The organism is Devosia crocina, from assembly GCF_900116545.1.
Taxonomy (GTDB): Bacteria; Pseudomonadota; Alphaproteobacteria; order Rhizobiales; family Devosiaceae; genus Devosia; species Devosia crocina.
The window spans coordinates 363,824-377,299 of record NZ_FPCK01000003.1 but is presented as its reverse complement, the minus strand read 5'-3'; the positions used below and the strand labels follow the sequence as shown (position 1 = coordinate 377,299).

The window sequence follows — 13,476 nt, the reverse complement described above, 5'->3', positions numbered from 1 at the left end:
CGTTTCGTCTTGAACAGGGCCCGCGATCACGCTACAGGAAGCCATCACGCATCCTTTCTAGGCGCGGCCGATTCTGTTGCCGCCCGGTGCTCTCTCCAAAAATTCCCGCCTCTACGATTTACCCCAAGGGTCCATCGAATCCATGCAGAATATCAAGCTCAGCGAGCTCAAGGCCAAATCTCCGGCCGAATTGCTGGCGTTCGCCGAAGAACTCGAGGTCGAGAACGCTTCGACAATGCGCAAGCAAGAGTTGATGTTCGCCATCCTCAAGGAACTGGCATCTCAGGACATCGACATCGTCGGCGAGGGTGTGGTCGAAGTTCTGCCCGACGGCTTCGGCTTCCTCCGTTCTCCCGATGCCAATTACCTTCCCGGACCTGACGACATCTATGTCAGCCCCAGCCAGATCCGTCGCTTTGGGCTCAGGACTGGCGACACGGTTGAGGGCGAAATCCGCTCTCCCAAGGAAGGCGAGCGCTATTTCGCGCTTCTCAAGGTCAACACCATCAATTTCGAAGATCCCGAGGCCGTGCGCCACAAGGTTAACTTCGATAATCTTACCCCCCTTTACCCTGAAGAACGGCTCCGCATGGAGCTGCCCGATCCTACTCTCAAGGATCGGTCGGCACGTCTGCTCGATCTGGTCGCGCCGCTCGGCAAGGGCCAGCGCGCGCTGATCGTCGCGCCTCCACGCACCGGTAAGACCGTATTGTTGCAAAATATTGCACAATCGATCGCCACCAATCATCCGGAATGTTATCTTATCGTTCTCCTGATCGACGAACGTCCGGAAGAAGTGACTGACATGCAGCGCTCGGTGCGCGGCGAAGTCATCTCCTCCACCTTCGACGAACCGGCCAGCCGCCACGTTCAGGTCGCTGAGATGGTGATCGAAAAAGCCAAGCGTCTTGTCGAGCACAAGCGTGACGTTGTCATCCTGCTCGATTCCATCACCCGTCTCGGTCGCGCCTACAACACCGTGGTGCCAAGTTCGGGCAAGGTGCTGACTGGTGGTGTCGACGCCAATGCGCTTCAGCGCCCCAAGCGCTTCTTCGGCGCTGCCCGCAATATCGAGGATGGCGGTTCGCTGACCATTATCTCGACTGCGTTGATCGACACCGGCAGCCGCATGGACGAAGTGATCTTCGAAGAGTTCAAGGGCACGGGCAACTCGGAAATCATCCTTGATCGCAAGGTCGCCGACAAGCGCATCTTCCCCGCGCTCGACATCACCAAGTCGGGCACGCGCAAGGAAGAATTGTTGGTTGAGCCCGATATTCTCAAGAAGATGTATGTGCTTCGCCGTATCCTCAACCCGATGGGGACGATCGATGCCATGGAATTCCTCATGGATAAGGTGCGCCAGACCAAGACGAATTCGGACTTCTTTGATTCCATGAACACCTGATCTTCTCTCATGAACGCTGCTGACACGATCATGGCGCTGTCCTCGGGCGCGCCGCCATCGGGTGTTGCTGTTATCCGCCTCTCGGGCCCGCGAGTCCGGGAGGCTTTTATGTCTTTGGCCGGACCGCTGCCTTTGCCGCGGACGCTTGCCCTGCGCCGCATCGGTAGCGCTGAACGGCAGCTCGATCAGGGTCTGGTCGCCTGGTTCCCTGGACCTCGAAGCTTTACCGGCGAAGACTGCGCGGAGTTTCACGTGCATGGCTCGCCCGCTGGGATCAAAGCCATTTTGCAGGCACTGGCCGATGCCGGGTTGCGATTGGCCGAACCTGGTGAGTTCACACGACGCGCCTTTGAAAATGGCAAACTTGATCTTGTTGCCGTTGAAGGCCTCGGGGATCTTCTCACAGCCGAAACCGAGAAACAGCGGCAGCAGGCGCTCGCCCGATATGACGGACGGTTAACGGAAAAAATAGAAAATTGGCGTCAGTCGCTTCTCGACCTCCGCGCCGAGATCGAGGCGCGCTTGGACTTTTCAGATGAAGGTGATGTCATTGACGACCTGCCGGCGACTTTTTCCGGCGACCTGGCCGTGCTCAAGGCATCGATACAGGATGGGCTTGCAAGTCTGCGAAGTGGGCGGATTGTTCGTGAAGGCATCCGAGTGGCACTTGCCGGTGCACCGAACGCTGGCAAATCGAGCCTGATCAATGCTTTGTCTCGATCAGATGTGGCCATTGTGTCTGATGAGGCCGGAACGACGCGCGATGTACGAGAAGTACCGCTCGACATCGGTGGGCAGCTCTTTATCCTCCTTGATCTTGCAGGGCTGCGTGACACCGACAGCCGGGCTGAAGCTGAAGGTATCAGACGGGCCGAAAGGGCTATGGCGGAAGCCGACATTCTCCTTTGGCTCCAAGCACCTGATGTACCCGAGATAGATTTGCCTGAGGTCAATGGCAAAGTCCTGAAAGTTGCAACAAAGGCAGATCTGCCTGGTGGTCAGCTAGATTCCGATCTATCGCTGTCGGTTACGACCGGGCAGGGGATTGGCGAGTTGATGAGCCGACTGCAAAACCTTGGAGAGACGTTGACGGGTTCAGAACCCTCGCTCATCAGTCACGAACGGGACCGCCTGGGGCTGGAGGCTGCCCTGGAAGCTTTAGGCGATGCCGAACTGCGGATCTCCCAGTGGGAACTCGCTGCAGAAGCCTTGCGGCAGGCAAGCCTGGCACTTGAACGAATCATAGGACGGGTGGACACTGAGCAGGTCCTTGACCGCCTGTTTTCAAGTTTTTGCATCGGCAAATGATTCACGTGAAACACGCAAGAGGCTGGATTCAGCTTCCCGTGATTCACGTGAAACGCTCTGTGGTTTTCAGCGGGCGCCAGACGCTGTATGAGCACATCATAAATTCGACCGCGACTCCAGCGGGAATGCGAGAACGCGATGACCGACTATGCAGTAATCGTTGTGGGTGGTGGACATGCCGGCTGTGAAGCCGCAGCTGCCTCGGCCCGTGTGGGCGTACCAACCGCGCTGATCACCCACCGGATCGCAACGATTGGCGAAATGAGCTGTAATCCTGCAATCGGCGGTCTGGGCAAGGGCCATCTGGTGCGCGAGATCGACGCCATGGATGGATTGATGGGCCGCGTGGCGGATGCTGCGGGCATTCAGTTCCGTGTGCTTAACCGTCGCAAAGGCCCAGCAGTCAGGGGTCCCCGCGCCCAAGCTGATCGGCAGCTCTATCGCAATGCCATGCAGGCCGCAATCATGGGGCAGCCCAATTTTGATGTGATCGAGGGCGAGGTTGACGACTTAGTGGTCGACAACGGCGTGGTGAGGGGTGTGATCCTGCTTGACGGCCGCGTCTTTTCCACCAAGGCAGCGGTTCTGACCACAGGCACTTTCCTCCGGGGTCTTATTCACCGTGGTGAAGAAACGGTTCCCGCCGGGCGTGTCGGCGAGAAGCCGGTGCTGGGTTTGTCCAAAAGGCTCGAAGCGCTGGAACTGCAACTCGGCCGGCTCAAGACGGGTACACCAGCCCGCCTCGACAAAAACTCGATCGATTATTCCGTCCTGGAAGAGCAGCCTGGCGACGCCCCACCAGAGGCTTTCTCAGCGCTGACCAAGGAAATCACCAATCAGCAGGTCTCCTGTCACATTACGCGAACGACTGCCGACACGCACAAGATTATCGCCGACAATCTTCATCGCTCGGCGATGTATTCCGGTCGCATTCAATCCCGCGGTCCGCGGTATTGCCCTTCGATCGAGGACAAGATTGTCCGCTTCGCCGATCGGGAAAGCCACCAGATCTTCCTGGAACCCGAAGGCTTAAACGAGGACACTGTTTACCCTAATGGCCTGTCTACTTCTCTGCCAGTCGATGTCCAGGAACGTTTCCTGCGCTCCATGCCGGGGTTGGAAAATGTCAGAATTGTCCGCCCAGGTTATGCGATCGAGTATGACTACGTTGATCCCCGAGAGCTTCGGCCAACGCTGGAGACAAAGCGGCTGCCAGGGCTCTATTTGGCTGGTCAGATCAATGGTACCACTGGGTATGAAGAAGCTGCGGCTCAAGGTCTTCTGGCAGGCACCAATGCTGCGCTTGCGGGTCGCGGTGCCGAGCCCCTGATTCTGTCTCGAACAGAAAGCTATCTCGGCGTGATGGTGGATGATCTCGTCACGCGGGGGGTGTCGGAGCCCTATCGCATGTTTACATCCCGGGCCGAATTCCGACTGCATTTGAGAGCGGATAATGCGGATCAGCGTTTGACCCCTCTGGCGATTGAGAAGGGCTTGGTCGGTGAGGAGCGACAGTCGCTTTTTTCCCACAAGACTCAGCAGCTGGAGCATGGGCGTACAGTGCTTCGTGCGCTGCAGACATCGCCGAACGCCGCGCGGAAAGCTGGTATTGCGGTGAACGAGGATGGAAAAAAGCGCAGCGCTTTTGAACTGCTCTCCTATCCCGAAGTAAGCTGGGGTGACGTAATCAGATTGTGGCCAGAGCTCACGAGCGTGGCAGAGGATGCTCGGGAACAGCTCAGCATCGATGCGCAATATGCGGTGTATCTTGATCGGCAGCAGAACGACATAGAAACTATGCGACGGGACGAACAGCGCCAGATTCCCGATGATCTCGATTATGCGAGCATCCCAGGCCTTTCCAACGAGCTGCGACAGAAGTTGACGCAGTTTCGTCCCCAGACGATAGCGCAAGCGCAAGCCATGGACGGGATGACTCCCGCAGCTGTGACCTTGCTCCTTGCCGTACTTCGTCGGGGTTGGTTGCAAAAGGCGAGTTGATGAGTAACAAAGACGCCGTTCAGCCGTATGCAGCACTGCTCAGTCGACCACTGGACAAAGTCACACACGACCTGGAATCCTTTGCTCGTTTGCTGGCGAAATGGCAGGCTGTGCAGAATCTTGTTTCACGTGAAACACTGACTGACGTTTGGACGCGCCATTTTGCCGACAGTCTTCAATTGCTGCGTTACCTCGAGGGCACTGACCGGGAGTTTCTGGACCTCGGCAGTGGAGGAGGATTTCCGGCTCTGCCATTGGCGATCGCATCGAAGGGAACAGAGCGGCATTTTACCTTGATTGAGCCGACTGCTCGCAAAGTAAGCTTTCTCAGAACCGTTGCGCGCGAACTTGATCTCAACGTCACTGTTATCGGTAGACGAAGCGACCAAGTTGATTCACGTGAAACACCAGTTCCGGATGTTATCACGTCCCGAGCGCTGGCCGCCTTGCCGCAGCTTTGCGCCTGGATGGCGCCCTTTTTCGGTGTGCAAACACGCGCCATCCTTCACAAAGGCCGGGAACATGTTGATGAAATCCGTGAGGCGGATGCCTTATGGGAGCACGACGTGTTAATAGCAAGGAGTGACACCGATCCGTCCGGCGTGATTCTAACTCTCAGGAATCTTTGCAGGAAACCTGTGTCTTAGCGGCTAATCTGGAGGCCTTCTCTTGGCACCCCGTATCCTGACCTTGGCAAATCAAAAAGGCGGCGTCGGAAAAACGACCACAGCCATAAACCTCGCTACTGCACTTGCAGCGATTGGCGAGCGTGTGCTGATCGTCGATCTGGATCCGCAGGGCAACGCGTCGACGGGTCTTGGTATATCACGGCACGACCGAGAAATCTCGGCCTACGATATCTTGGTCGGGGAGGCATCTGTTGCTGAAGCCGCGATCATGACCACCGTCCCCAACGTGGCTATCGTCCCTTCTACCATGGACCTTTTGGGCGTCGAACTAACGATCGCGGGCCAGGGTGACCGCGCGCACAAACTGCGTGCCGCCTTCAAAGCCATGGAAGACATGCGGATCAATGACCAGGAGGTGAGCTATATCCTCATCGACTGTCCACCTTCGCTCAACCTACTCACCGTCAATTCGCTGGTGGCCGCCGATGCAGTGCTTGTTCCCTTGCAGTGCGAATTTTTCGCATTGGAAGGTTTGAGTCAGCTGCTGCAGACAATCGAACAGATTCGATCGACACTGAATCCAAGATTGTCGATTCAGGGCGTGGTCATGACCATGTTCGACAAGCGCAACAACCTCTCTGAACAGGTTCTGGCCGATGTGCGCAGCGAAATGGGAGAGCTGGTCTATGACACAGTGATCCCCCGAAATGTGCGGCTATCTGAGGCGCCGTCTTACGGCAAACCAGCGCTGCTTTACGATCTGAAATGCGCTGGGAGCCAAGCCTATTTGCGTTTGGCTACCGAGGTTATTCGCCGTGAGCGGCGTTTGGTTGCAGCATAGGAGCGGCGTGATGACCGATAAACCAACACGTCTTGGCCGCGGGCTTGCAGCACTGATCGGGGATATGGCGACCCTAGAAGCGTCACGTGTCACAGATACGGGATCCTCCGGTAAACGTCTGCCTGTCGACTTCATCATCGCCAACCGCGCCAATCCACGCCGGACGTTCGATGCGGACCAGCTGGAAGAACTCACAAATTCTATTCGCGAAAAGGGCGTAATGTCGCCCTTGCTGGTGCGACCGACGGATGATCCCAATATTTTCGAGCTGATTGCTGGAGAGCGCCGCTGGCGGGCAGCACAGAAGGCTGGGCTTCACGATGTGCCAGTCATTGTTCGCGAAGTCGATGACAAGGAAGCACTCGAACTTGCAATCATCGAAAATGTTCAGCGCGCTGACCTGAATCCACTTGAAGAGGCTATGGGCTATGGGCAGTTGATCGAGCAGTTCGATTACACCCAGCAGGACCTGGCTCAGGTGATCGGCAAGAGCCGCTCGCATGTCGCCAATACTCTGCGCCTCCTCAAGCTCCCTGAAGATGTCCGTGGCATGGTGTCGAGCGGCACGTTGACGGCCGGTCACGCCCGAACACTGATTACTGTGACAGATCCGTCAGATCTTGCGCGTCAGATTGTAGATCGGGGTCTTTCTGTGCGCGAAGCTGAGGCTTTGAGCCAGCAACGCGATGTTCCTGCCAAGAAAAAGCCGTTGGAAGAACCGTACCGCGATGCGGACACCGTAGCGCTTGAGCGCAAACTTTCCGATGTGCTGGGATTGTCGGTGTCGCTTAGCCATTCCGAGCGGGGTGGCCGGGTCGAAATCCGTTACAAGACACTCGAGCAGCTCGACGCGCTTTGCCACAAGCTGACCGGACAGTTCAACTAGGCGCCAAGTGGGAGTGATCCACGTGAAACACAGCTAGTGGGTCGCTGCCATCATGCAAAGCGCCAGCGTTGTGCGCCTCAGAACGGTTTCGCTTAACGCCGGTTTTCGTCTCGTATCGCTGGTTGCCTGAAGAAGGCGATCGGCGGCCATGGCCAACGCCGGCTCGGACCAAAGGCGCAATTGCTGCTCCATCTGGCCAATACGTGAAAAGTGGGGCTTTGGACGGGCGCTGTCGAGAACGGCGCGTGCCGACTTGCCGTTGTCGACGTCCACACGCCAGCGTCTTAGGGCGGCAAAGTGGCTGGTCAGCATGGCGAGGAGCTGCTGTGGATTGATCGACGCGGCCAAAGCCCGATTGAGCGCCATTTCCAGTTTTTCCGCGTGGCCACCGCCGGTCGCATCCAAGATGGCATCAATAGCGAGAGCGCCATTGTCAGCGCAGAGGGTAAGGACGTCTTCCCGCGTCAATGTTTTGGTGCCCGCGGCGTAAAGAGTCAGCTTTTCTAGCTCTCTGCGGGTGATTTCCCGATCATTCCCCAGGATGTCGCGCAATGTCGGAATCACATCGGTGTCGATCCGAATGCCGCTCTGGTTGAAACTCTCCCGCATGAGGTTGGTGAGCGTCTCGTCGGTATCGGGATAGCAGGGAAGGGCGCGGCCGAGCCTGGCCGCTTCGACCAGCGCACGCAACGCGTCGCGCGGCGTCAGATTGCCAGCCTCGAGGACAATAGCCGTGCCCCCGGGATCGTCGCGGAGTTCCGTAAGCGGCATCACCAGAGCCTTGCCGGCACTGCGAACGCGTATGATGCGTTTCCCGCCAAAGAGTGAGACGCTGCGTGCCTCGGTAATCAGGCGCCCGGGTTCTGCGTCCAGTTCCGGACCATCGAAAATGGTGACATTCGCAGCGGCCGGATCTTCGCCGCTGAGATAGCGGATCAGCCGTTGCGCGGTTTCGCGCACAAGCCCACCATCTGGTCCGTAGGCCAGGAAAATGCCCTCGGAAAGATCAGGCCGCGCGAGAAAACGCGCAACCTCATGTGCTTTGAGAGCCGTCATTGGCTCCCCAGAGCCGCAAGTACAGCAAGGCGCAAGGACTGGGCCACTGCGCGGGCACCACGCTCCTGCGCCTCGATCTCGGATGCCTTATCTGCCGTAACCTGGCCGCTATGAGTATATTGAGCACGGGCCGAGCGGGTGATGGTTATGGGCGCGCCTCCTTTTCCATCACGCGGTGTGATGGTCAGCACACCAACTATATTGGCTTCTCGCAGCTTGTTGGGGTCGGCGGTAGCGCTGAGGAATGGCTCGAAGAGGCCAGCGCTGACTGTCACGCTGACGAGTGGTGCGGTTGGGCTCTCTACTTCTCCCAAGCGGAACGCCAGATCCTGATAGACGATCTGCTCCAGCCGTGTCGCCGGACTCGCATAGGCAAGCTCCAGGCGGGCGTTTTCCGCCAGCCGACCCGAATAGACCGGCTGGAAAGAACAGGCTCCAACGGCTGCGCTCGCAAGCAAGAGCGCAGTCGTGACAACAAGGGGCTTGAGCCTAGACCACGACATTGACGATCCTGTCTGGCACAACAACGATCTTTTTGGGCGCCTTGCCTTCGAGAATGCGCGTGACTTCTTCCAGTGACAAGACCAGACGTTCGACTTCAGCGGCCGGCGTGCCTTTGGCCACTGAAATTTCCGCACGTCGTTTGCCATTGATCTGCACCGGCATGGTCACTTCGTTGTCGACCAATAGGGCAGGGTCGACATCGGGCCAGGACGCATCTGCGACCAGGCCATGCATGCCCATAAGCGACCAGCAGCTTTCGGCAAGGTGCGGCATCATCGGGCTGAGAAGTATTGTCAGCTTCTCTGCGCCTTCGCGCAGTGCAGCAGTGACGGCAGGTGAGGGCGACGACGCCAATGCCTTGGTCAGCGCGTTCGTGAGTTCATAGATTTGTGCCACGGCGCGGTTGAAGCGCAGGCCTTCGATATCGCCGGCTACACCATGAACCGAGCGGTGGATGATACGGCGCAAGGCGAGCGCGCCTGCGTCCTGGACGTCTACGGATGCGGCAGGCGATGCTGTGAGTTCGATCGTCTCATTGACAAGGCGCCAGATGCGTTGCTGGAACCGGCTGGCGCCCTCGACCCCGGCCTCGGTCCACTGCACGTCACGTTCCGGCGGAGAGTCAGAGAGCATAAACCAACGGGCGGTATCGGCACCATAGGTGGCAACGATCTCGTCGGGATCGACCACGTTCTTCTTGGACTTGCTCATCTTTTCGACAGAACCGATGCTGATCGGATCGCCAGTGCGGATGTGCTTGGCGGTTCGTGCTTCGCCATTTGTTTCGATCGCGATCTCCGTGGGGTTTACCCACTCGCCGGACTGCGATTTGTAAGTCTCGTGCGTCACCATGCCCTGCGTAAAAAGACCCTTGAAGGGTTCGCTGACATCGACATGGCCCATGGCCTTCATGGCGCGGGTAAAGAAACGCGAATAGAGCAGGTGCAGAATCGCGTGCTCGACACCCCCGATATATTGGTCGACCGGCAGCCAGCGATTGGCGACGGCCGGGACTGTGGGCGTTTCCGCGTGCGGCGCGGTGAAGCGCGTATAGTACCAGGAGCTGTCGACAAAAGTGTCCATGGTATCGGTTTCACGCCGCGCAGAAGCACCGCACTGGTGGCAATGCACGTGTTTCCAGGTGGGGTGGTGATCAAGCGCATTGCCCGGCTTGTCGAAGGTGACGTCTTCGGGGAGTTTTACTGGAAGGTCCTTTTTCGGCACCGGAAGCGTGCCACAAACCTCACAGTGAATTACCGGTATCGGGCAGCCCCAATAGCGCTGACGCGAGATACCCCAATCGCGCAAGCGATAGTTGGTCTCGACAGTGCCCTGAGACTTGCCGTCGACCTGCCGCGCGCCAAAATACTCGGCAATCTTGCGCTTGGCGTCGTCAATCGAAAGGCCGTCAAGAAAGGCGGAATTGAAGATGTTACCAGCGTCAACATAGGCTTCATCTGCAACCGAGAAGGTCTCGGGATCAGCGCCGGGCGGGAGAACCACCGGCTTGACCGACAGCCCATATTTGCGCGCGAGATCAAGATCGCGCTGATCATGCGCCGGACAGCCGAAGATTGCCCCGGTGCCGTAGTCCATGAGGATGAAGTTAGCGACATAAACGGGCAGGGTTTGCCCTTCGATCACAGGATGCTTGACGCGCAGGCCCGTGTCGAAACCTTGCTTCTCGGCCTTCTCCAGCGTTTCTGTTGCGGTGCCGTGGCGGTGACACTCGGCCACAAACTCAGCCAGATCTGCATTGCTGGCCGCCAGGGCAGTGGTCAGTGGATGATCGGGCGACAGCCCGACGAAAGAGGCACCGAAGATCGTGTCGGGCCGGGTCGTAAAAACTTCGATGCTGGTCACATCGGTCTTTTCAGTCGGCTCCAGCTCGAACAGGAGCCGCAGGCCCTCGGACTTGCCGATCCAGTTGCGCTGCATGGTGCGCACTTTTTCAGGCCATTCGGTGAGCGTATCGAGCGCTTCGAGCAGGTCCTCGGCGAAATCGGAGATCTTGAAGAACCACTGGGTCAGCTCGCGCTGCTCAACTACGGCTCCGGAGCGCCAGCCCTTGCCGTCAATCACCTGCTCATTAGCGAGCACGGTCATGTCGACAGGGTCCCAATTGACCTTGGAGGATTTTCGCGTGACGAGGCCAGCTTCGAGCATGTCGATGAACATCGACTGCTGGTGCTGGTAGTATTCGGGCGAACATGTGGCGATTTCGCGTGTCCAGTCGATGGCAAGGCCCATCGACTTGAGCTGCGCCTTCATCGCCTCGATATTCTGGTAGGTCCAGGTGCCTGGATGGGTCTTGCGCTCGATTGCGGCGTTTTCCGCCGGCAGGCCGAAAGCATCCCAGCCCATGGGGTGGAGCACGTTGCGGCCGCGGGCGCGATGATAGCGCGCGACGACATCGCCCATGGAATAGTTGCGGACGTGACCCATATGGATCCGGCCGGATGGATAGGGGAACATCTCAAGGACGTAGTAGGGCTCGCGCGGATCGTCATTGGACGTCACGAAGCTTTTCGCATCGTCCCAGACCTTTTGCCATTTCGGTTCGCTTTCGCGCGGATTGTAGCGTTCGCCGCTCACGTCTGTCGTCCTTGCAAGTTATCGTCCCATGACCCGCAAAGAGCGGGCCCGCTTGCGCTTTTCGGGGTTTTTGGCTACCCGGACCATCACCAGAAATCCCCCTCAAGGTCAACAGAAACGGGGCCTTCATATGGCCGATCACCTCAACACTGGCACTTCGGCGCTGGACTATATCCGCACCCGCATGGAGAAGGCCCGCGGCCGGTTCGGCGCGCCACCCGAGCAGGTCGAACTCGTTGCGGTGTCCAAGACCTTCGACGCCGAAGCGATCCGGCCCTTTCTCCAGGCCGGGCAGCGTGTGTTCGGAGAAAACAGGGTGCAGGAAGCCCAAGGCAAATGGCCAGAGCTGCGCACCGAGTTCGACGGGGTGGAGTTGCACCTGATCGGGCCGCTGCAATCCAACAAGGCACGCGAGGCTGTAGCCCTTTTCGATATCATCGAATCGGTGGACCGGGACAAGCTCGCCGGCGTGCTGGCGGCAGAAATGGAACGGGCAGGGCGCAAGGTGCCATGTTTCGTTCAGGTCAATATCGGTGGGGAGCCGCAGAAGGCTGGCATCTCGGTTAGCGAGACAGTCGATTTCGTCCGGCGCTGCCGAACGGTGCATGGGCTGGAGATTGTGGGCCTCATGTGCATCCCACCAGACGGGCAACCGGCAGGCCCCTATTTCGCGCAAATGGCGGAACTCGCGAAAACTGCGGGTGTCGAAAAGCTCTCAATGGGGATGAGCGGCGATTTCGAGACGGCCATCGCCATGGGCGCGACGCATGTCCGGGTCGGTTCGGCCCTCTTCGGTCGGCGTCCGGCATCCGTGTGACTGCGCAACCAAGGCTCGTGGTCTGCAACTTTTCTCTTCGGCCTCACGTTATTAGAAGCTGAATAACGCCCTTGTGATTGTCGGGTCCAAGGCAGGTCGCAATCCTGTGATCTTGGGTCCGCAAAGCAAAATACCGGAGACGATAATGAACAAGCGACGCATCCTTGTTGTGGACGACGATGCGGATCTTCGCGAAACATTGGTCGATCAGCTCAAGGGCCAGCCGGAATTCGACATCATCGAAGCCGGCAACGCCAATGATGCTCTCAAGGCCGTGCGCGAGAACAATGTCGAGCTGACCATTCTCGATGTGGGCCTGCCTGACATGGATGGCCGCGATGCCGTCAAGTTGATGCGTGAGGAGGGCTATAAGAGCCCGGTGCTGATGTTGACGGGGCACGACACGGAAGCCGACGAAATCAAAGGGCTCGATTCCGGCGCCAATGACTACCTGACCAAGCCCTTCCGCTTTCCGGTGCTCTTGGCGCGTATCAACGCCGCCCTTCGCCAGCACGACCAGAGCGAAGACGCGGTCTTCACCATCGGTCACTATAGTTTCCAGCCCGCTGCCAAAACGCTCGAGACGACGGAAGGCACCAAGGTTCGCCTGACTGACAAGGAAACTTCGATCCTGAAGTATCTGTATCGCCAGGGGCCCAAGACCATCACGCGCGATGTGCTGCTCAAGGAAGTCTGGGGCTACAATAACCGCGTGACCACCCATACGCTTGAAACCCACATCTATCGTTTGCGGCAGAAGATCGAGCGCGACCCCTCCAATGCGCGGCTTTTGGTGACAGAAGATGGGGGATATCGGCTCGTTCCCTGACCGCGTTACGCTTGGGTGTTCAATCCAGACGCAAACTGGCCTATAGAAAAGCTGTTGACTCGCCGGATTGCCGCCGGCGAGCGGGGCGCATCCGGGTCGGTTGGCGATGAGAATGGACGATGCGGCCGCCATTCTTGGGCGCGCCGATTTCTTCAATATGTGCGATGACGAGCAGCGGCGCATGCTGGGTTTTGCCAGCGATCGCCGCCATGCCGAGGCCGACGAGGTCATCTACAAGGCTGGCACCGTGCCGCAGGGCGCTCATGTGTTAATCGAGGGCACGCTCAAGGCACGCAACGAGGGTGTCGAAGCCGGCAAGCCCTATGCACTGTCCGAACCGGGCAGCATCATATCCCCCATGGCGCTGTTTCTCGACAAACCGCGTCCGGTAACGATCACTGCCGTGACCGATTGCGATCTGCTGTTTGTCCCGCGCTCGGCTTTCCTCAAGCTCATGCGGCAATATCCCGATCTGGCGCAGAAGGCTGCGCAGAGGATCGAGCGCGAACTGAGTGGCTACCTGACGGCGCTCGATCCGCTGAAACGCAAGATGAAGGAGCGCTAATCGCCGTTCGTCCCCATGGTGAGGTGCGCCACACGGG

Annotated in this window: 12 protein-coding genes; 9 read left to right on the top strand and 3 right to left on the bottom strand. The window is 58.4% G+C overall.

Going from position 1 to position 13,476, the window contains the following annotated elements; all coding sequences use genetic code 11:
• Nucleotides 1-142: 142 nt before the first annotated feature.
• The 6 genes from rho (at nt 143) to BM364_RS14990 (ending at nt 7,073) form a co-directional block, all read left to right on the top strand.
• Nucleotides 143-1,408: a transcription termination factor Rho gene (gene rho, locus BM364_RS15015; protein WP_035084758.1), complete on the top strand. Its 1,266-nt coding sequence runs from the start codon at nt 143-145 to the stop codon at nt 1,406-1,408.
• A 9-nt stretch (nt 1,409-1,417) separates the two neighbouring features.
• The gene (mnmE, locus tag BM364_RS15010; RefSeq protein ID WP_092425963.1) at nt 1,418-2,716 is read left to right on the top strand and encodes a tRNA uridine-5-carboxymethylaminomethyl(34) synthesis GTPase MnmE; all 1,299 of its coding nucleotides are present in this window, start codon (nt 1,418-1,420) and stop codon (nt 2,714-2,716) included.
• A 138-nt stretch (nt 2,717-2,854) separates the two neighbouring features.
• Nucleotides 2,855-4,717, top strand: coding sequence for a tRNA uridine-5-carboxymethylaminomethyl(34) synthesis enzyme MnmG (mnmG, locus tag BM364_RS15005; RefSeq protein ID WP_092425961.1), 1,863 nt, complete (start codon nt 2,855-2,857; stop codon nt 4,715-4,717).
• Complete coding sequence (gene rsmG / locus BM364_RS15000; RefSeq protein ID WP_092425960.1) at nt 4,717-5,364, top strand: 16S rRNA (guanine(527)-N(7))-methyltransferase RsmG; 648 nt, start codon at nt 4,717-4,719, stop codon at nt 5,362-5,364. The genes mnmG and rsmG overlap by 1 nt, the downstream gene beginning before the upstream one ends.
• A 22-nt stretch (nt 5,365-5,386) precedes the next feature.
• Nucleotides 5,387-6,187, top strand: a complete 801-nt coding sequence (locus BM364_RS14995; RefSeq protein WP_092425958.1) for a ParA family protein — start codon at nt 5,387-5,389, stop codon at nt 6,185-6,187.
• 10 nt (nt 6,188-6,197) lie between these two features.
• Complete coding sequence (locus BM364_RS14990; protein WP_092425956.1) at nt 6,198-7,073, top strand: ParB/RepB/Spo0J family partition protein; 876 nt, start codon at nt 6,198-6,200, stop codon at nt 7,071-7,073.
• Nucleotides 7,074-7,106: 33 nt separating this feature from the next.
• Here the strand turns inward: BM364_RS14990 and holA are convergent, their stop codons facing one another.
• The 3 genes from holA to leuS are packed head-to-tail and all read right to left on the bottom strand — an operon-like array spanning nt 7,107 to nt 11,228.
• A complete protein-coding gene (holA, locus tag BM364_RS14985; protein ID WP_092425954.1) occupies nt 7,107-8,129 on the bottom strand; it encodes a DNA polymerase III subunit delta in 1,023 nt (340 codons plus the stop codon).
• On the bottom strand, nt 8,126-8,632 hold the full coding sequence (locus tag BM364_RS14980; protein WP_092425952.1) for a hypothetical protein: 507 nt from the start codon (nt 8,630-8,632) through the stop codon (nt 8,126-8,128). The genes holA and BM364_RS14980 overlap by 4 nt, the downstream gene beginning before the upstream one ends.
• The gene (gene leuS, locus BM364_RS14975; protein ID WP_092425950.1) at nt 8,619-11,228 is read right to left on the bottom strand and encodes a leucine--tRNA ligase; all 2,610 of its coding nucleotides are present in this window, start codon (nt 11,226-11,228) and stop codon (nt 8,619-8,621) included. Before leuS ends, BM364_RS14980 begins: the two co-directional genes overlap by 14 nt.
• Nucleotides 11,229-11,358: 130 nt before the next feature.
• Between leuS and BM364_RS14970 the strand changes: the two genes are divergently transcribed.
• From BM364_RS14970 to BM364_RS14960, 3 genes are all read left to right on the top strand, one after another.
• Complete coding sequence (locus BM364_RS14970) at nt 11,359-12,045, top strand: YggS family pyridoxal phosphate-dependent enzyme (RefSeq protein ID WP_092425949.1); 687 nt, start codon at nt 11,359-11,361, stop codon at nt 12,043-12,045.
• Between the two features lie 145 nt (nt 12,046-12,190).
• Nucleotides 12,191-12,874 carry a response regulator transcription factor gene (locus BM364_RS14965; RefSeq protein WP_092425947.1) on the top strand — a complete coding sequence of 228 codons (684 nt, stop codon included), beginning with the start codon at nt 12,191-12,193 and terminating at the stop codon, nt 12,872-12,874.
• Nucleotides 12,875-12,986: 112 nt separating this feature from the next.
• Nucleotides 12,987-13,439: a Crp/Fnr family transcriptional regulator gene (locus BM364_RS14960; RefSeq protein ID WP_175528626.1), complete on the top strand. Its 453-nt coding sequence runs from the start codon at nt 12,987-12,989 to the stop codon at nt 13,437-13,439.
• Nucleotides 13,440-13,476 lie beyond the last annotated feature (37 nt).